The following is a 19554-nucleotide window of genomic DNA, read 5'->3' on the forward strand; positions in this document are numbered from 1 at the left end:
CCCTGCTCAATCTAAAGAGAGAGGAGAAATGAAGATGCTGCGTGCCATCCTGCATGTTATTTTCTATTTACTTGTTGTGGGAGTGAATATACTGGCAAATGCGCTTCCCTTGAATGGGCAGACTACCGGGGAAATCTCAAACCGGCTTGATGTGCTGTTCACCCCTGCCGGATATGTATTTTCAATATGGGGGCTTATTTATATACTGCTGGGAATCTGGGTATTGAGGGAATTTCCAAAGGACCGGCGGGATCTTCCGCTTTATGAGGACACAAGCTTATTCTTTATCCTCAGCTGCCTGCTGAACAGCGCATGGATTTTTGCCTGGCATTACGAATTCTTCCTGGTGTCTGTCCTGCTGCTGACCGGCCTTCTGCTGACTTTGATCTTTCTTTATGTCCGTCTCCAGGCTGCCAGCCCATCATTCTTCGACAGGCTGCCTTTTTCCGTGTATCTCGGCTGGGTCAGCGTCGCAGTGATTGCCAATATCAGCTATTATCTCGTTTATATAGGCTGGGACGGCTTCGGCCTGCCCGATGCGGCCTGGACGATCATCATGCTCTGCGTCGCTTCAGCTCTTGCCATCGTATTCCGGATCAAAAACAGCGACCGCATATACCCCCTCGTCTTTGTCTGGGCCTTCATCGGCATCGCCGTCAGGAACTGGGGTGAGCATGCTGGAGTATCTTATACAGCACTTGGATTAGCAGCTGTAATTTTAATATTTGCTGTCATTCCTTTTAAGAGGGATTGATGAAAACTCCTGCTCGGTGGTGAGCAGGAGTTCTTTGGGCTATAGGGAGACTAGTGTACAAGGGAGTTAAGAATTGCCATAAAATTATAGAGCCCTGTTGATTGCAGCGGAAGGCACGCAGACTCCTGCGGGAAGTAGCGGCAGGGCTGAGACCCCGCAGCGCGCAAGCGTGAGGAGGCTCAGCGCCGCCCCGCGGAAAGCGAAGTGCCTGCAGCGGAAATCAACAGCCCCATTTATAAGCAAAAGAAGACTGTAGACAACTCGCTTTTCCAAGTTCATCTACAGTCTTCAATCTGCAAAACATACAACTCACTGCCTAGTTCGCCAGCGAATGCTTAAACGCATAAATCACAGCCTGTGTCCGGTCCTGGACCTGAAGCTTGCTGAGGATATTGCTCACATGCGTCTTCACGGTTTTTAAAGCAATAAAAAGCTCATCGGCGATTTCCTGGTTCGTCTTCCCTTCTGTCATCAGCAGCAGGATTTCCATTTCCCTGCTTGTCAGCTCTTCATGGGGAAGCACAGTCTGCTTCTGCCGCATCTTCACCATCATTTTTCCTGTGACCTCAGGCTCGAGCACGGATTGGCCATGGAAAGTGGCACGGACAGCATCGGCAATCTCGCTTGCCTTGGAGGTTTTCAGCATATAGCTGGATGCGCCTGCTTCAAGGGCCGGATAGACCTTTTCGTCATCCAGGAAGCTTGTCACGATAATCACCTTTGCTTCCGGCCATGCTTCAATGATTCCCCGGGTCGCCTCGATCCCGTCCATTTCCTTCATAACCAGGTCCATCAAAATGATATCCGGCCGGAGCTCAAGGGCCAGATCAATTGCCGTCCGGCCGTTGTCAGCTTCCCCGATCACCTCGATATCCGGCTGGGCGGACAGATAGGAAGATACACCGATCCTTACCATTTCATGATCATCTACAAATAATACTTTAATCATTCTCTTCACCCTCACTCTTCATCATTGGCACCTTCACTTCAAGGCGCGTTCCTTTATTTTTGAGGCTGATGATTTTCAGGGAGCCGCCAATCTCCACTGCCCGTTCATACATATTCTGCATGCCATATGAGCCTGCCTTCGTTTCCTCTACGTCAAATCCGATTCCGTCATCGGCAATCCGCAAGATGATCAGCCCGTCCCTCTGGATCAGCAGCACTTCAAGCTGGGTCGACTTGGCATGGCGCAGCGTATTGGAGACAGATTCCTGGAGGATCCGGAACAGATGGTCCTCGACTCCTTTATCCATCAAAAACTCTTCAACCTTCCATTGGATTTTCATGGTGACTTTCTGGGAGAGCTCAAGCAGCAGCTCTTCTATGCCCTCCTGCAGTGTTTTTCCCTTCAGGGCGGCCGGGCGCAGATGGAGAAGCAGGGCGCGCATCTCAAGCTGGGACTGGTGGATCATTGCTTCAACCATTTTCAGCTGCTTGGTCTCCCTGTCTTCCTGGCTCCGTGTTTCATTGATGGCAGACATCAGCATGGAGGCCGCGAACAGCTGCTGGCTTACAGAGTCATGAAGCTCGCGCGCCAGCCGGTTGCGCTCCTGCGAAATGATTTCCTGGATCCGGCTTTCCAGATCCTCTGCCTTTTCGGTCGCAAGCTTTTGCGAAATCTTTGCCTGCTCCGAAATCTGCCGCTGGATTTTGCCTACCCTCATCCATAGGGGCTGGAGCTCTGAAGGGGTGTTATCGTCATGCGCGCTGATGGCCCTGCCTTCCTCCAGCTGGTAAAGCCAGTCATCAACCGTCTGGAGCTGTTTTTTCCTGTAAATGCCGGATACAAGCCCAGACAAAATGCCGATAGCCGCACAGATGCTTGCTGCAAACAGGATAAAGGGAATATCCATGATCTCCCTTTCCCAAAGCCCGCTCCAATCGGCCAGCGGAAAAACAGTAAAATAGGAAACGCCAAGAAAGATGGCGACCAGAAGGGCAACAGACAGCCCCAATGCAATCTGCCGCTGGATCGTCTTCATACACGCTTCACCTCGATATCCCCGACAAGGAGCGAGGTGAAGATTTTTATCTTCTGCTCTGCTTCTTCATAGCCTGGTGTTTTGAACTGCAGGGTCTGATTGAACATCTGCGGCTCGCGTTTTTCAAAAATACCGGCGGATCCGGCAATCACAGAATGATAGACATTCACTTCAAGATCATACGGAACAAGAATGTGGATATTGCCGATAAAATTGCGGATGAATATGACTGTCTCCCCTTTTGGGAGCACCGTATAGCTCAAATCGATGATCGTATCGCCGATGCCGGCCTGGATATTGATGTCGCTCCACTCGTATACATGCTCAGGCGTCTTCTGCCGCCCGAACAGAATGTTTTCAAAAAGCGGGCGCCCTTTGATGATTTCTTCACTCGGCTTTGAATCAAAAGGATCTGCTTCCTTGATGACCGGCCTGATGCGGTCGGCGTCCCGCTTGGACTGCGCATACTGGATGACAAAATGGATCAGGATGGCCAGCAGGAAAAATTTGAAGGTCATCATATTGAAGACACTGATGACAAAAAAGGCAAGTCCTGCCCAGAAGAGGATTTTTCCGGAGCTGTGGGGAAGGCGTTTCCTGCCGAAGTACACCATTCCAATCGAAACCAGAAGGGAGAAAATCAGCCCGTGATTAAAAAAAGATACCTCCAGAAAAAGGATAAGGGCACCAAGCAATAGAATCCAGCTGATATATTCGCTTTTGATTTTTTTAAGCATTGATATTTTCCTCCCTTCATGATGACTGGCGCATGATGTATGCGATTCTCTATTGTAAGCTGTTTCAGCATAATGGCGAAAAAAGGCGCAGGAACTCTACGCCTCTTTAGAATACCAGTTTGTTTTATGAAATAGAATGAGTTTCTTTCTTTTTCATATCTTTTTCAAGCAGGGCGATTTTTGAATCGATCGTGCTCTGATAATAGGCATTGTTCACCTTTTGCTCAAGCCGGTCAAGATATGACTCGATATTTTCAAACCTGGATTCAGCTTTGCCTGATTCTGAGCTGCTGTCAATCACCTGGTCCATCTTGCGGTTGGCCCTGGTCACATTTTCCCTTCCCATCAGCTCAAGGCGGCGGATATGCATATCCTTCAGTTTATGCTTCATATCCTCATATTTTCTTTCCAGCTCAACCAGCTGCTGTGATGCCTGTTCAAGGGCCTGCTTCAGCCTGACAGCCCGCTCTTCATATTGAAGCTGTTCCTGGACAGCAAATTGGGATAGTTCAGCCTCTCCTGCATCTGAAGCAACTTCTGCCTGACGCTTGCGCTTTTCAGCCAATTCAGCCGCGCCTTTATATTCTTTTGCAAATTCCTCTTTCAGAGAGTACTGGCGCTCAAGGAGCTTGCGGACCTTTTCCGTTTCCTGCTCGCATTGGCGAAGGTACTGGTTCAGCAGGGATACCGGATTCTTCTGCTCCTTCTGGTCCATTGCCTCGTGCAGATCTGCCATGATGGTATTTTTCAGTCTGGTAAATACGTTTGCCATGATAATCTCCCTTTCGTTTTCAGATTAATATTGATTGATTTTTGACCATTCTTTTTCAAAGTTCGTGAATGGATCCTGGTCTTCTTTGACAAATGTTTTCTTGTCATTCCACTTTTTATAGATCACATAAAGGATGTAAGCAGCGGCAATTCCGAGGATGGCCGGAATATTGGAGGCAGCTGCCGTGAGGGCGAACACCCCGACAATGCCCCAGCCTATTTTTGCGCCTGTTGAATCAGCCTTCAGGAACTGCTTGAATACGAAGTATAGAATCAGCAATGAGATGGCCAGGCCGATCATCGGCCCCAAATTGGATAGAAGCACCAGCCCCGCGATTCCCCCTGCTAAAAGTAAGCCAAATTTTTTCATGTACGTTTCCTCCTTTCATGTTTCCATCTTACCTTTCCAGCCAAATTCCTATAACGAGCCTGAGCTTTATTTTCATATAGGACCTGGGGCTTAGAAGCTGGTCAGACTTTGTGAAAGGCGTAAATATTGGAAGGGGAAAACCTGTTATTGAGCCGTCGGGAAGGGTAGATAAAGGAGGAATTACAAACGAGATAACCAGGGAGGACACCAATGTGTTTGGCTTTGATGATTTTGTAAAGTTTATGCAGGCATTTTTTATTGTTCTTCCTATAGTGACAATCATCCATGTGGCCGGACATGTTTTTTTCGCCGGGATTTTTGGAGGGAAGGGCCTTAAAGTCATTATCGGCTGCGGCAAAAGTTTATTTTCTTGTAAATACTTTGAGGTAAAGCGGTTCTACTTCTGGTACAGCGGCTGTGAGTTCCAGAGCCTGAAGTATGAAAATAAAATCAGTCTTTCTTTTATATATCTTGGCGGCACCCTCTTCAACCTGATCAGTATCTTTCTTATCAATTACCTGATCGGCTCAGGGGTACTGGAAGCTTCATTGCTTTGGTACCAGTTTATCTATTTCTCTTTTTACTTTGTCTTCTTCGCACTATTCCCAATGGATTTCCCTGACGGCAATCCAAGTGACGGCAAAGCTTTTTACCGGATTATAAGAGACAAGAAGGTAGATTCTACTGATGATTGCCAATGGAAGGTTGAATGAACAAAAGCGCAAGCGCCTTGATCACCCTTAAGGAACGCAGACTAAGAACGCCACGTCCTGTGGCAACGTCTGCATGACCCCCATCCTGGGGGCCTCAAGACGAACCTCCCGGAAAGGCGTTCTTTGCCTTTTTGGGAGGTTTGGCTTGTGACCTCGGCGCAGCTGCTGGACGTAGATCAAGAATTGATAATGATCCACAAGACTTACAATTTCTAAATTCCTAAACATTGATAAAGCCCCGGGTTTCAGACCGGGGCTTTGCTCTTTTCTATATAATGGCTCAAGGCCAGGAGCGGCCATATAGAGCGGTAGCTGTGGTAATGAATATAAAAGAAATTGGCCATTCCCTGACCCATTGGATAATCGGCAGTCCAATCCTTGCGCTTTCCTTCCCTCACCAGGAAGGCTGCCCCCTTCCTCGCTGGCGTGCTATCCGCCATGCCGGCAGCAGCAAGGGCATCAACGGCCCATGCTGTCTGGGTGATGGTGCTTTTCTTCAGTGGGATATACTTTTTCTCCATATCGCTCCGGCAGGATTCTCCCCAGCCGCCATCTTCATTCTGGATGGACACCAGCCAGTCGATCCCTTTTTTCATGCTTTTATCCTCCAGAGTGACACCAACAGCCGCCATTCCGGTTACCGCCGCCCATGTTCCGTATATATAGCAGATTCCCCAGCGGCCATACCAGGATCCGTCCTGTTCCTGATGCTTTTTGAGCCACCTGACCGCTTTTTTGACAGGCGGAAGGGAAGCATCCGAATAGCCGGCTTTGCCGAGGAATTCAAGGGTCCTCCCCGTCAGGTCGGCAGTTGAGGGATCGGTCAGGATAAACTCTGCTCCCTGGATGGGAAGAAGATGCAGCAGTTTTTTATTGACACTCCGCTCAAAAGCTGGCCATCCTCCGTCCCTGTTCTGCATGGATAAGGTCCAAAGCAACCCTTTTTTCCTTATATCCTCATAATGCGCCTTTTCCCGGGCAGGCTGCTGAAGGCTTCTAAGGGCGGCGGTTGTGTCATCCACATCAGGATTGATAGTGTTGAAACGGGAAAATCCCCATCCGCCTGGCTCTGCCTTCGAATTATGGACAATCCAGTCCCCAAACCGGTGATGCTGCTGGCCTGCCAGATATTGATTGGCTTTTTGGATTGCGGCCTCCTTCGGCAGAACCCCTGCTTCCTGAAGCGCATGGCTGATAAGTGCGGTATTCCAGACAGCTGCCGTTGTATATTGAACATGCGTGCGGCCATCGGCTTTTACAGTCATCCGCTTCAAGCCGGCGACAGCATTCCTGACCGCAGGTTCCTGCGGGGTGCCTCCCAATGCCAGCAGGGCAAAAATCATGTAAAAGGTGCTGCTGAAATAATTATAGAGCGTCCCGTCCGGCTCTGTATGCGACTGCATATATTCCCTCGCTTTTTCTATCGACCATGCCCTGATCTGGCGCGGAATGCCCACAAGTGCCTTAACCCCGGCCGTAAGAAAAGAAGTTAAACTCCTCCATTCCGCACTCCTCAGCTCCGGCCACGAATCATCTTTTTCCCTAATGGACAAATCGCCAAGGTCCGGGCTCAGTGCTGTTTTCCTGCTGAATTTCTTATTGCCCAGAAGAATGACGGGAATGAGATTGGAGCGGCCGAAAACTGAAATATCATACATATTTAGCGGAAAATTTGCCGGCAGGAGGATTACTTCCATCGGGACCGGAAAAAGAAGAGGCCATGGATACTGCCCTGTCAAGGCAAGCATGATTTTCGTATACATTCCCGCCTTCTTCAGGCCCCCTCCTTTTGTAATAAACCTTCTTGCCTTCACCAGAGCAGGATGATTTTTCTCATAATATCCTGAGTAGAGGAGCGCATAATAGGCCTCAATCGTTAAAGAAAGGCTCCCTTCATGGTGATCATGGAAAAGCCGCCATGCCCCGTCCTTCCCCTGCCGGCTCAGTATCCCCTCTGCAAGCTCCCTGATCAGCTCCTCCTCATCCTCTTCCTCCAGTGTCCGCAGAAGGACAATCATATAAATATCGGTCATGCACCCTGTATCAAAAGCCTGATTCCAGGAACCGTCCGGTGTCTGCTCACTCAAAAGCTGCTGCTTTAACCGTTCAATTTCGCTTTGCACTAGCTGCATGCAGCCCGCCCCCTTATTTCTATTCTTCATAAATATGTATTCAGGAGCAGCTTGACAGATTCTGGAACAGCCCATGCCCGATAGGCAATATCTTTTATACCCCTGCATATAGTTCAATGAGGACGACTATAAGAAAGGGTGAGAAAAATGCTTCTTTCATGGATCATTACTGCCGGCTTTATTCTCTGCCTGGGGCTTGTTGGCGGCATGTTTGTCCACTATCTGCGCTCTGCCATGCATACCCATGATTCTGTTTCGGTCGACCCGCTTCCGGAGGAAACTGGAGAGGAAGGAAATTAAGGGGCGAGCAGCTCAAAACATTTGCGCCGGGCAGGATGACGCGAGACAGCGCAGGGCGGTGAAATGGGCTGTCAGGCGGACTTGGTAGATTATCTTTTCAATTGATTAAAAAAAACAGAAAGTTGGTAGATTATTCCTCGAATTGATTAAATAAATCTTAAATTCGGTAAATTAACCCGCCAATTGGTTAAAAAACGCCAGCCTGCCTCAAAAACCGCCCACTAAATCATTGAAAAACAACCCTAAACCGGCCAGGCAAGACTGCAGCCCGCAAAAAAAGCCCAAGGAACGCCTCCCTGGGCTAATTTTTCGTATGGAAAAGAATTCATGACTGGCAGCCGGGACAATAAAAGGTTTTCCGCGATGAAATCTCTTCTTTTACGATCCGTGAGCCGCAGCGGAGGCAGCTTTCTCCTTCTCTGTCATATACCATGCAGCGCTCATTATAGCCGCCGGTTATCATATCGCCTTTAAAGAGCGGATCTTCCATATAGCCTCCGCTTTGGATTGCGTTTGCAAATACTGTTTTCATTGCCGGATATAGTCTGCCTTTTTCCATTTCGCTGAGCTCCTCGATTTTCCTCATTGGCAAAAGCCCGGCCTGATGGCAGATTTCATCTGAATAGCAGTTTCCGATTCCTGCTATGAAATGCTGGTTCACAAGCGATGTCTTGAGCATTCCGCGCTTTTTCTCCAATAACTGGGCAAATGAGGCTGCCGTAAATCCAGGATCCAGAGGCTCTGGTCCAAGGTCTTCAAAATCTTTCTCGAGCTCCTCTGCAGACAGCAGATGCAGGTAGCCAAGCCGCAGGCCGATGAAGTACAGCTTCCGGCTGCCAAATGACAAAATCACCTGTTTGGTCCTGTCAGGATTATCTTCGTCACCGCCAAGATACATCCATCCTCCAAGCATCAGATGGAGCAGAAGACTTTTTCCGGAGCTGAGCCGGAAAATCAGATGCTTTGCGCGTCTATCAATGCTAGTGATCGTGCTATTCTGCACCTGCCTGATAAATTCTGCCGCCGAAACATTTATAGACTTTTCTCTGTTGATTTCGGCCTCTGTGATTACAAGTCCCGACAGCTGACGGCCCAGCAGCTGGCGGTAGGTTTCCATTTCAGGAAGCTCGGGCATAAGAAGGCCCCCTTTCATATAACTAGTATGAAATGAAAAGGGGATCTTCATGTACCTGTTCAGTCAGCCAATGCCAATGCAAGACTGTCACCGGCCGCCTCAACCAGACCGGCGTCACCGCGGTCATGAGCATATACAGCAAGCAGCAGGGCTGTATAGATGCTTTTGAATCTTGCGAGATCTCTTGCTTCGGGCCCAGGTTCTCCATATGCCCCAAAAAACTCTTCCCTGGCATCCGGCCGGAGATAGCTGTATGCAATAGAAAGATCAATGCTGGGATAGCCAAGATGGACATCGCCCCAGTCAATGATCCCGCCGATTTCACCATCAGGTTCGGCCAGAATGTTTCCTATATGCAGGTCGCCGTGCACAAGAACAGGGGAACACTCCACCTTCAGCGGCTTCGCCTTTTTTATATAAGAAAAAAGCCTTTCTTCCTCCTTAAGGATTCCAGCTGATCTTCCTTTCTCCGCGTACTCTTCCATTTTCACAAGCCTTGTTTCCATATCAAGCCTGTTGTATGTATCAAACGGGACGCCAAGTTCCTTTGCTTTTTCAATCGGAAAAGAGTGGTGCTGCTTCAGGAATTCAGCCAGCCTGCTGGCAGACTTTTTCCCTCCCGGCCCGGCTGGAGGGGATCCGCTGATCTTTTTGTAGCCGGAAAAAAACCACGGATAGCCTTTATCAGGCTTTCCGCTATATACCGGCACAGGATAACGGATGCCGGCAGCAATGCGGAGCTCAGGCAGGATCCGGCTTTCTGTCTTCAGCAGCTCTTCTGCAGCAGCTTTCCGCGGAAAACGGAATACATATTCTCCATTGACTAAAAACACCCGATTATCAAAGCCTTCACCAAAGTGCTCCACCTCAGCAGGCGCCAATTCGGGAAACTGGCTCAACAGGAGCTCCCTTGCCTCAAGGGGAGCAATGGATATTTCTCCGTTCCATGGCTGATTCATATACATCCCCTTCCTTTTTCCTTAGTTATACTATTGGTCCCTCTGTTTTTCAACATCAGAAAAAAAGGCACCCATTGCAGCGGGTGCCCTTTCTTTAATACATTTTATTGTTGTCCACCTTCATCCTGTCTTTGACAACCTCCGGATCATCTGAGACAGGCGATCTTGTCCCCTGAGGGGGAACATAGACGTTGTCGACGGGCATAGCCGGTTCATTGTCAGGCATGCCGGCTTCACCAGGATTCATTTTCTGCTCACGCAGCTTGTCCGATCTGTCGTCCACGAACACCAGGATTTTGCCTTCCTTGATTTGGCCGCTGTAATGCTCGGCATCGTCTTCCGGAATCCCCATACCGACGAGGGCTCCTGTAAGCCCCCCAAGTCCCGCTCCAGCAGCTGCCCCGGTGAGTGCTCCTGCAAGCGGCCCCGCGGCGAGCACCGGTCCGATGCCTGGGATGGCAAGGGCTCCAGCACCTGCAAGCAGCCCTGCAAGTCCGCCGAGTGTGCCTCCCGCAGCAGCTCCGGCAGCAAGGCCTTCTTCTGTTTTCGTCCCTGTCTGCTCTGTTACTGCTTCCACGTCGTCATCGTTTTTCCCTACTACTGAAATATCCTCTGTGTCATAGCCTTGTGCCCTTAATTCCTCTACAGCTTCAATGGCTTCACTTTGTGTATCATAAACGCCTACTATATGCTTCTGTTCTTCTGCCATTATCTTTTGCCTCCTTGTAAGGTAAGATAAATAGACAAGCTTTACAGGCGAGCCTATAGAGTGATTTTACCCGCAGGCGCACGAGGTAAACATAAGCTAGTCTGTCTCTGATAAGAAGGATTTGGTCCTGATCCCCGCCCTTCTCATTTTAATAAGAGCGGTCACCTCGATATCCGCCTCAGAGAAGTATCTGTCCCAATCGGCTTTTATCTCCCGGAAATGTTTATAATCCTCTCTTCTGACCTCATCACCGAAACCGAAAATATCCACCTGGTCTTCTTTTTGCACTTGTCTGATGGTATCAGCAACGATTCTTTCAATATGCTTCTCTGTCTTTTCTTCATAATCCTCATAAGTAGCTATTTTATCGACATTATCATCACACTGGGTTCCCTCGAGATAACTCTCCCCTCTGATTTCAATCTTCACCTTCGCTTTGCCGTCTGCAATCTCCGCTTTAATCCGCGTTGTTGTATTGTAAATTCTGATATCAATAAAGCGGTTATCTCCGCAGCCGATTGTTAGGCTTGTATTCTTTATCTTGTCCTGAGTCCAAAGATAATTCCTGGCATCTTCCAGATTCAAATACCCTTCCAGCCTGCCTCCGTTAAAAATAGCAAGCGAATCGAGCACAACCAGTGCATCCGGCGTTACTTTCTTCATATTATCTACACTTGATCCTTTTTCCGGGTCTCCCTTAATCGCCACAGCAGCCATGACCGGCTGCCGGCCGGGGGACGTCCAGGCGCTGATGACATCATTCAGCCTTACGCCAGGGTCCCCGCCCCAGGTTTCTTCCATCGTGTCCAGCTGTGTATGCAGCTTAAGGGAAGTGGACTTCTGGAACTGGTATGTCACCTTCAGTACATCTTCCGCCCTTGAACCTCTTGCAATGACAATATTAAAATCATCCCGCATCTCCCTGTTGCGCTCAAGATAATCCAGAAATTCCAGTGTCCCTTCCTCTGCCACCTCTTCACTGATGATCAAGGTCCTCATATGCGAATAGATAAGATTCCTTGATATGCCCTCACTCATCTGGTTCGTCAATTCTGACAGGGAATTCCCTTCCTTTCCGTACACAATCGAGGGTGCATTGCCGCCGGCAGTCCGGTTGTTCAGCTCCGCTGCGTTAATCCCTTCCACAGACAGGTAATATTTCGCATCCTTCCCCCTGTCCACGGCCATGCCTGTCACAACCGTTACCTCGGCAAGCTCCTTCTGATCCCAGCAGCCTGATAACAGGCAGCACAATGCAATAGCAGCCATGATCTTTTTCATTTCCCCGGGCCCCCATTCATCGGTGACGGGGAAGGAGAGCCGGTCTTAGGCTGCTTCTCTTCTTTTTGCGGCTTTAGATAGCTGGGCCTCTTATTCATGCTCCAGTAAGGAAAACGGAAGAACACATCCTTTTGGCTTTCAATGATAAACGGAGCTACAGGCGCCAGATAAGGGACGCCAAGTGAGCGGAGCGAGCTCAAGTGCGCTACCATCAGAACAAGCACAATCAGTACGCCATACAGGCCGAGAAAGGAAGCTGTGATAATCAGCAGGAATCTCAGCAGCCGGGAAGCATTGGCGAAGCTGTATGTAGGCGAGACAAAATTGGCAATGGCGGTAATTGCCACAATGATGACCATGATATTCGAAATGATTCCGGCCTCTGCTGCAGCCTGTCCGATGACGAGAGCCCCGACAATCGATACAGTCTGGCCGACAGCCCGGGGCATCCTGACACCAGCCTCACGCAGGATCTCAAATGTAATTTCCATCAGCAGCACCTCAATCACGGCCGGGAATGGCACCCCTTCCCGCTGTGCGATTACACTCAAAAGCAGCGTGGTCGGAAGCAGTTCATGATGAAAGGTAAGAATGCCGACATACAGGGAAGGCGTGATGAGTGCAATCATAAACGAAATATAGCGGATAAAGCGGATGAATGTCCCCATCAGAAAGTTTTGGTAATAATCCTCTGAAACGGAAAAAAAGTCGACCAGTACCGCAGGCACAAGCAGTACAAATGGGGTGCCGTCAACAAGGATGGCCACTTTTCCCTCCAGCAGATTGGCCGCTACTGCATCAGGCCTTTCTGTGTTAAGGGCCAAGGGAAAAAGAGTGGCTGTTTTATCTGCAATCAGTTCTTCAATATTTCCAGTCTCAAAAATCGCGCCTGTATCAATCCCTTTCAGCCGCCTGCGGACCTCCTCCACGATCCCGCTGTCGGCAATATCCTTCATATAGCTGATAAATACTGTTGTGCCCGTTTCATTCCCGATAGTGAATTCTTCAAATTGAAGCTTGGGGTTCTTAATCCTCCTGCGGATCAGGCTGACATTTACCGCTAAAGTTTCAACAAATCCGTCCTTCGGGCCCCTGATGACGGTTTGGGTGCTTGGTTCAGTAATTGACCGGCTTTCAGTAGTGGGGACAGGAATGGAAATGGACCGGCTGACCCCTTTGAAGGCAAGGATGATGCTCCCAGAAAGCATAAAGTCAGTCATTTGGGAGACTGTTTCTGCAAGCTTATAGCCTGATCCTCCAAAATGCTCTTTGCCGTATCCTTTTACATCATCGATTGTTTTTACCCTTGAATCAGGGCCTGACTCTTTAGAAATCGAATGAATGATTTCCTTAAGCACATTGCTGTCGACCATTGTTTCCAGATAAAAAAGAAGGGCATCATCTGCTCCAGCCTTGAGCTCTTCAATCTTTAGATCGGCTGAAGCCCCGAAACGGCTTGATAATTCCTCTTTAAGCTCTTCAAGCTCATAGCGGTCAAGGCTCCCGTCACCCGTTTCCTCTGCAGCCTTTTCTTCCTTCTCTTTTTCAATTCTTTTAATGCGGCTGAGTGTTTTAATGCGTTTCAACATTTCACCCCATTTTTCCCGGAACGCTTCCGGCTCCGGTTTTTCCATAGCAAGACAGCCAGGAGGACAGATGGAATGCCGAATTGCATCGGCAAATGAACGAAATAAGGGACTACAACAAGCCCTTCTTCCAGATGGTCGGCAAAATTGACCGAAATCAGCACAGAAAACAGGGACACGACCGCTGACATAGGAAGGGCAAAGTATCGATAGGGCAGCCGGAAAACGTATTCCAGCCCTTTGAGCGCGCCAAAAAGAAAGACCGAGCCTTTTATCAGGATGCCGAGCATCATAATGAATACGACGAGGGCATCGATCCGCTCAATGAAATTGCCGATGGAAACCTGCCTTGCCGCACTGAGCATCGGAAAATTGGAACGCACCATCGCATCCGAACCGAGCGTCATGACCATCAGGATGGTTGCATGGGTCAGCAGCAGCCCGGCAATGGCTGTCCCCATTAACGAAACTCTTTTTACATATTTGAAATTGGTTACTTTTCCAAGAATGACGGTAAAGGCTATTAGCTCGCCGAATGGAAATACAAACAGCGAAGGGAAAACAGCTTTGGCCACAGGCATAATGCCCTCGCCAAGGACCGGCTCGATCCGGCTGAATTCCAGGTTTCCGCTCGCCAGCAGGAAAATCGTCAGCAATAACACGAACAGCACTACATATGGCGAAAAAATCTCAGATGTCCGGCCGAGCACTTCAATGCCAAGGTAAAGGATATAGCCCATTGTCAAGGCGATGGTAAGGGATATCATTTCAATTGGCGTATGGGGAAGAATGGCTGACGCGATCAGCTCGCCAAAATCCCTCACCACCCTGCTGGATATGTAGAGAAAATAGATGATATAAAGGAATGCTGCCGGGATCACCAGATAGCGCTTAAAGCAATGCTCCATAATTTCATAAAGATTTTTTCCAGGAAGGCGGCTGATCAGGAAATAGTAAAAATACATAATAGCAAGCCCCAGGACTGTAGAAAGGATCATGGCTATCCAGGCATCCTGTTCTGCACTCTTGCCGACACCAATAATAATCGCACTGCCGAGAAGGAAATTGATGACCAGCGTCATCAGCTGGCTGAGCGATATATTTTCTTTTAACATCAGCTCCCACTTCCCTTCGACTGTACCTTTTCAGCTTTTTTGTTTTTATACAGCCTTATGTCTATGAACATGCTGGAGCCCATGCCGAGGAAAAAGACAAACAATGCAATGACCCTTCCTGCAGCGATTTCGGCGTGAAAAATATTCAGGAAGGCTTCACTGACTGTACTTTTAAATACAATCAAATCAAAGAGAAGCGTCAGCACAAACAAGCTTCCGGAAACCAATATAAACGAAAGAGTAACCATCATATCTTCCCATCCATTTTAAAGTCGCTTTTCTAGTATTTAAATTTACTGCTTATTTTATCCAATAAACTCTTCATGTCCGCAACTCTTTTTCCAGCGGTTATCTTCTGGCCCAAAAGGGTATGAAATTTACAGCAGCTATACAGAAGAACGAATATGCCCCCCTTGGAAAGGAAAGATTATCTAAAAGAAAACCCTGAGGAGGAAAATTATGAACCATTCACAAATGCCGCAATTTCCGGAGCCCTACTGGAGGGAAACGCCGCTCTCATCCTATGAGGCGCTTAATGAAAATATCGAGGCCGATGTGGCAATCGTCGGTGGAGGGATTACAGGAGTTACTGCTGCCTATCTTCTTGCTAAACAAGGCCTTAAGGTCGTCATTCTGGAGGCCGGGAACATACTGAACGGGACTACCGGCCATACGACCGCTAAGCTGACCGCCCAGCACGGTGTCATCTATGATGAGCTGATCAGCCACTTTGGGGAAGAAAAGACGAAGCTCTATTATCAGGCGAACGCAGAAGCAATCACTTTTGTAAAAAACCTTGTCGAGGAAAAAAAGATCGACTGCGATTTCAACTTGGAGGACGCTTATATTTATGCGGTTTCCGACCAGGCTGCCGGCAAGGTGCAAAAAGAGTATGAAGCCTACCAGAAGCTCGGAATCGACAGCAGCTTTGCTGAAAGCATCCCGTTTAATATAGACATCAAAGGGGCAGCAGTCATGAAAGGGCAGGCACAGTTCCACCCGCTGAAATTCCTGAAGGCGCTTCTTGAAGACTTTACAGCAGCCGGAGGTAAGGTGTATGAGAACACGACAGCTGTGGATATTGAGGAAGGACAGCCCGCCACTGTCAAAACGAGGGACGGCCATACTGTCTCGGCAAACCATGTCATTGTAGGCTCCCATTTCCCTTTTTATGATGGCAAAGGCTTTTATTTTGCAAGGATGCACCCGGAGCGCTCTTATATTGTCGCCGTTAAAACCAGAGAGGAATATCCGGGCGGCATGTACTACAGCGCGGATCAGCCGACCCGTTCCCTGCGCTATACACCGGTAAATGGCGAGAAGCTGGTCCTTATAAGCGGCGACAGCCACAAAACCGGGCACGGGTCCGATACACTGAAGCATTATGAGGCTTTGGAGGAATTCGCTGAGCAGATCCTGGGCATAGAGGAATATCCGTACAGGTGGTCTGCACAAGATCTGATCACATTGGACAAAATGCCGTATATCGGTCCAATCACCGGCAGCTCCCCTAACATCTATGTCGCAACCGGCTACCGCAAATGGGGCATGACCAACGGGATCGCCGCCGCCCATCTGCTGACTGATTATATTGCAGGAAAGGATAGTCCATATAAGGACGTATTCACCCCTTCCCGCTTCAAAGCCGATCCAGGCATAAAGGAATTTATTAAAGCCAACACTGATGTCGCCGGCCAGCTGATCAAAGGAAAGCTTGAATACATCCCTGCTGAGCTCGATGATCTTGAACCGGATCACGGTGCACCTGTCATCGTCAATGGCAAAAGGGCCGGAGCCTACCGCGATAAAGAAGGGGCCCTTCATATCGTCGACACCACCTGTACCCATATGGGCTGCGAATGCGAATGGAATAATGGCGAACGGACCTGGGACTGCCCGTGCCACGGCTCCCGCTTTTCTTATACAGGAGAAGTTGTCGAAGGCCCGGCAGAAACTCCTCTTAAAAAAATTCAGGGTGAATGATTTGGAAAGCTCCTGCGGCTGTCTGCTGCGGGGGCTTTTTTATCTGACTGTGGGTACCGGCTGGCGCTTCTAAACCAGTGGACAGTGAAGTTCTTCATCCGGCACATCTTCAGGTTTATAATGCTTCCCACTTCCAACCCCTGATTAAACAAATTCTTCTCTTACCCTCTTCTGCTCTATCCCAATCACTTTTTTTTCTATATTACAAGATTTAAACCATAAGTCCCCGTTAATATGACAAATTGTAAATGCTTAGGGTAAAGGATTCATTTTTAAAAAATCAGCAAAACGCTTTCACAGAGTAACGCAAACGATTTCACTGCAGCTTTCATAAGGCTTCTGGGTCCAATGACCACGCTTGTATAGTTGTATATACAAGTATTGACCACCTCCCCTTTCTCCTCTAAAGTCAGGTTGTAAAAACTATACAGAATTGGGGAGATACATATGGCAAAGTCCAGGAAAACCCTCCGGATGCTGGCTGCCGCGGCAATCGCTGCCGGTGTCGCACTATCTGCAAGCATTCCAAATGCGCTTGCAGTTACACAGCCTGAGGCAGATACTCCGCTCAAAAAGGAGAACCTTCAGACTCTTTCAGCCAAGAGTGTAAAAAAGCTTAAAAACGGGGTGCAATTTGACCTTGGCGATTATGAAGCATTTATACGTATTTATTCAGAAGACCTTGTAAAAGTTTCTGTCTTAAAGGACGGCCAGAAAGAAGAGGAAACTCCCGCTATTGCAAAGAAGGATTGGAAAACTCCTCGCTTCAGCACAGAAAACGGAAAAAAAGAATATACCATCAAAACCGGCGAGCTGACCATTAAAGTAAGCAAGTCGCCATTCGGGGTCAAATTCCTCGATAAAGAAGGCAATGTGATCAATGAAGATTATCTTCAAAACGGTGCGTCATCCGGCTATGAAGATGGAAAGCCGTACGTTTTCAAGAAAACGGAAAAAGGCGAGAACTTCTACGGCTTCGGTGAACAGGCCGGCCTGAATATGAATCAGCGCGGCGAAAGCATCGGCATGTGGAATACAGATGCCTACGCTTATACAAAGGATACAAAATATGTTTATACAAGCATCCCCTTCTTCATGGGGCTGAAAGACAAAAAAGCCTACGGGATCCTATTTGATAACTCCTACCGTTCTTACTATGAAATGGCCAGCGAGTCTGATGACTACTACTATTTCTATGCCAACGGCGGCCCGCTTACCTATTATTTCATGTATGGACCGGAAATTTCGGATGTCCTTGACCGGTATACTGAACTGACAGGCAAAATGGACATGCCTGCCGAATGGACATTGGGACTGCACCAGAGCAAATGGGGCTATACCGCCGATGAAATCACCAATGTAGCCAAAACTTACCGTGACAAAGAAATCCCGCTTGATACGATGCACTTTGATATCGATTATATGCAGGGCTACAGGGTCTTCACTTGGGACCAGAAATATAAAGAGGCCCTTTCAAAGCTGAAGTCAATGGAAGGCTTCCATGCTATTGCCATTAACGACCCTGCGGTCAAGCAGGATGAAAATTACAAAATCTATCAGGAAGGCACAGCCAAAGACTTCTGGGGCAAAAATCCGGATGGCACAAACTTCATTGGCCCAGTTTGGCCTGGCGACTCTGCTTTCCCTGATTTCTCCAAAGAGGAAGTGCGGGACTGGTGGGCCAAAAACCATAACGTCCTGTTCGATGCAGGAATCGACGGCATCTGGAATGATATGAATGAGCCGGCAGTCTTTGTGGATGGCGGAAAGTATAATCATACGATGCCGCTTGATACTTATTTCGGATATGAAGATGACAAAATCATGCACACTGAATACCATAATCTTTATGGCCATGACGAGGCAGAAGCAACATACAATGCCTGGGCCATGCATAAGCCTAATGAGCGTCCGTTTGTACTGACGCGTGACATGTTTGCCGGCTCCCAGCGCTATGCAGCACTGTGGACAGGCGACAATGAAAGCAATTGGGAGCATCTTCAGATGAGCCTGCCGATGAATATGAACCTTGGCTTATCCGGTGTTTCTTTCGTCGGAAATGACATCGGCGGATTTGCTTCCCGGCCTGATAAAGAACTTTACACACGCTGGATCGAGGTCGGTGCCTTCCTTCCTTTCTCCCGCATCCATTATGATTCAGATGCAAAAGCAGAAGTAAAGCAGGGACAGGAGCCATGGGCGTTCGGGCCTGAGGCTGAGGGAATTGCCAAGAAGTATATCGAAATGCGCTATCAGCTGATGCCTTACCTGTATAATGCGTTCAAGGATTCTTCAGAGACAGGCAAGCCGGTTCAGCAGCCGCTTGTTTATCACTACCAGGAAGATGCAAACACATATGACATTGCTGACCAGTTCATGTTCGGCGACTCTATGATGCTTGCCCCTGTTGTAAAAGAAGGCCAGACACGCCGTGATGTTTATCTGCCAAAAGGCGAAACATGGGTGGACTTCTGGACCAAGAAAGAATATAAAGGCGGCCAGACAATCAATGTCAATGCCCCATTAGAGCATCTGCCGATCTTCGTGAAGAAAGACAGCATCATCCCAACGCGCGAAGTCCAGCAGTATACAGGAGAAAAGGATCTGACAAACCTGGTGCTCGACACCTATTTGGACAAAGAAGCCAGCTACAGGTTCTATGAAGATGACGGCCAATCACTTGACCATCAGGACGGTGAGTTTGATATCACAAACTTCACACTAAAAGAAAAGCCGAACAAAATTGAATTCACCCAAAAGAAAGAGACTGATAACTACGATTCAGCTCTACAGCAGGTGACATTGAAGCTTAACAATGAAAAAGCGCCTAAGCGCATCCAGGCAGCCGGCAAGAAATACCGTGCCGTCTTCTCCCTGGAAGAAATGACTCTAACAAAAGAATCTTATTTCTATGAAACCAAATCAAAAACACTGTATGTAAATGTGCCTGCAGCAGAAGGCAAAAAGATTCAAATTAAATTCTAATAGATCTTGGGGGCTAATCTGACAGGGATTAGCCCCCTC

Annotated in this window: 18 protein-coding genes; 5 read left to right on the forward strand and 13 right to left on the reverse strand. The window is 48.3% G+C overall.

The genetic code is table 11. The annotated features are described in order from the left end of the window. Nucleotides 1–34 precede the first annotated feature (34 nt). The gene (locus LCM00_RS14160; protein ID WP_224903266.1) at nt 35–754 is read left to right on the forward strand and encodes a tryptophan-rich sensory protein; all 720 of its coding nucleotides are present in this window, start codon (nt 35–37) and stop codon (nt 752–754) included. Between the two features lie 316 nt (nt 755–1070). Here the strand turns inward: LCM00_RS14160 and LCM00_RS14165 are convergent, their stop codons facing one another. The 5 genes from LCM00_RS14165 to LCM00_RS14185 all read right to left on the reverse strand — a co-directional run bounded on the left by LCM00_RS14165 (nt 1071) and on the right by LCM00_RS14185 (nt 4617). Further along, nucleotides 1071–1703 carry a response regulator transcription factor gene (locus tag LCM00_RS14165; protein WP_009792227.1) on the reverse strand — a complete coding sequence of 211 codons (633 nt, stop codon included), beginning with the start codon at nt 1701–1703 and terminating at the stop codon, nt 1071–1073. Continuing rightward, on the reverse strand, nt 1696–2739 hold the full coding sequence (locus LCM00_RS14170; RefSeq protein WP_224903148.1) for a sensor histidine kinase: 1044 nt from the start codon (nt 2737–2739) through the stop codon (nt 1696–1698). Before LCM00_RS14170 ends, LCM00_RS14165 begins: the two co-directional genes overlap by 8 nt. Continuing rightward, the gene (gene liaF / locus LCM00_RS14175) at nt 2736–3476 is read right to left on the reverse strand and encodes a cell wall-active antibiotics response protein LiaF (RefSeq protein WP_224903151.1); all 741 of its coding nucleotides are present in this window, start codon (nt 3474–3476) and stop codon (nt 2736–2738) included. The genes LCM00_RS14170 and liaF overlap by 4 nt, the downstream gene beginning before the upstream one ends. Nucleotides 3477–3600: 124 nt before the next feature. Continuing rightward, nucleotides 3601–4248, reverse strand: a complete 648-nt coding sequence (locus LCM00_RS14180) for a PspA/IM30 family protein (protein WP_224903154.1) — start codon at nt 4246–4248, stop codon at nt 3601–3603. A 24-nt stretch (nt 4249–4272) separates the two neighbouring features. Further along, nucleotides 4273–4617, reverse strand: a complete 345-nt coding sequence (locus LCM00_RS14185) for a lmo0954 family membrane protein (RefSeq protein WP_009792231.1) — start codon at nt 4615–4617, stop codon at nt 4273–4275. Nucleotides 4618–4829: 212 nt separating this feature from the next. On the opposite strand from LCM00_RS14185, the gene LCM00_RS14190 reads away from it, so the two are divergent. Continuing rightward, nucleotides 4830–5330 carry a hypothetical protein gene (locus LCM00_RS14190; RefSeq protein WP_224903269.1) on the forward strand — a complete coding sequence of 167 codons (501 nt, stop codon included), beginning with the start codon at nt 4830–4832 and terminating at the stop codon, nt 5328–5330. A 245-nt stretch (nt 5331–5575) separates the two neighbouring features. Here the strand turns inward: LCM00_RS14190 and shc are convergent, their stop codons facing one another. Then, nucleotides 5576–7462: a squalene--hopene cyclase gene (gene shc, locus LCM00_RS14195; protein ID WP_224903157.1), complete on the reverse strand. Its 1887-nt coding sequence runs from the start codon at nt 7460–7462 to the stop codon at nt 5576–5578. A 147-nt stretch (nt 7463–7609) separates the two neighbouring features. Here shc and LCM00_RS14200 point away from each other — a divergent pair, with 147 nt between their 5' ends. Next, nucleotides 7610–7762, forward strand: a complete 153-nt coding sequence (locus LCM00_RS14200; RefSeq protein ID WP_224903160.1) for a hypothetical protein — start codon at nt 7610–7612, stop codon at nt 7760–7762. A 325-nt stretch (nt 7763–8087) separates the two neighbouring features. Here the strand turns inward: LCM00_RS14200 and LCM00_RS14205 are convergent, their stop codons facing one another. The 7 genes from LCM00_RS14205 to LCM00_RS14235 form a co-directional block, all read right to left on the reverse strand. Next, nucleotides 8088–8897: an Fpg/Nei family DNA glycosylase gene (locus LCM00_RS14205; protein WP_224903163.1), complete on the reverse strand. Its 810-nt coding sequence runs from the start codon at nt 8895–8897 to the stop codon at nt 8088–8090. Between the two features lie 59 nt (nt 8898–8956). Beyond that, a complete protein-coding gene (locus tag LCM00_RS14210; protein WP_224903165.1) occupies nt 8957–9856 on the reverse strand; it encodes a phosphotransferase in 900 nt (299 codons plus the stop codon). Nucleotides 9857–9950: 94 nt separating this feature from the next. Then, a complete protein-coding gene (locus tag LCM00_RS14215) occupies nt 9951–10565 on the reverse strand; it encodes a general stress protein (protein WP_224903168.1) in 615 nt (204 codons plus the stop codon). 96 nt (nt 10566–10661) lie between these two features. Continuing rightward, complete coding sequence (locus LCM00_RS14220) at nt 10662–11846, reverse strand: Ger(x)C family spore germination protein (protein ID WP_224903171.1); 1185 nt, start codon at nt 11844–11846, stop codon at nt 10662–10664. Further along, nucleotides 11843–13435, reverse strand: a complete 1593-nt coding sequence (locus LCM00_RS14225) for a spore germination protein (protein WP_224903173.1) — start codon at nt 13433–13435, stop codon at nt 11843–11845. The genes LCM00_RS14220 and LCM00_RS14225 overlap by 4 nt, the downstream gene beginning before the upstream one ends. Continuing rightward, nucleotides 13429–14547, reverse strand: coding sequence for a GerAB/ArcD/ProY family transporter (locus LCM00_RS14230; RefSeq protein WP_224903176.1), 1119 nt, complete (start codon nt 14545–14547; stop codon nt 13429–13431). The genes LCM00_RS14225 and LCM00_RS14230 overlap by 7 nt, the downstream gene beginning before the upstream one ends. Beyond that, nucleotides 14547–14798: a hypothetical protein gene (locus tag LCM00_RS14235; protein WP_224903179.1), complete on the reverse strand. Its 252-nt coding sequence runs from the start codon at nt 14796–14798 to the stop codon at nt 14547–14549. Before LCM00_RS14235 ends, LCM00_RS14230 begins: the two co-directional genes overlap by 1 nt. Nucleotides 14799–15006: 208 nt before the next feature. On the opposite strand from LCM00_RS14235, the gene LCM00_RS14240 reads away from it, so the two are divergent. Together LCM00_RS14240 and LCM00_RS14245 are read left to right on the forward strand one after the other, a co-directional pair. Then, nucleotides 15007–16530: an FAD-dependent oxidoreductase gene (locus LCM00_RS14240; protein WP_224903181.1), complete on the forward strand. Its 1524-nt coding sequence runs from the start codon at nt 15007–15009 to the stop codon at nt 16528–16530. A 447-nt stretch (nt 16531–16977) separates the two neighbouring features. Continuing rightward, entirely contained in the window at nt 16978–19515 is a 2538-nt protein-coding gene (locus LCM00_RS14245; protein WP_224903183.1) for a glycoside hydrolase family 31 protein, read from the forward strand. Nucleotides 19516–19554: the final 39 nt, after the last annotated feature.

The organism is Bacillus infantis (assembly GCF_020171945.1).
GTDB lineage: Bacteria > Bacillota > Bacilli > Bacillales > Cytobacillaceae > Bacillus_AB > Bacillus_AB infantis_A.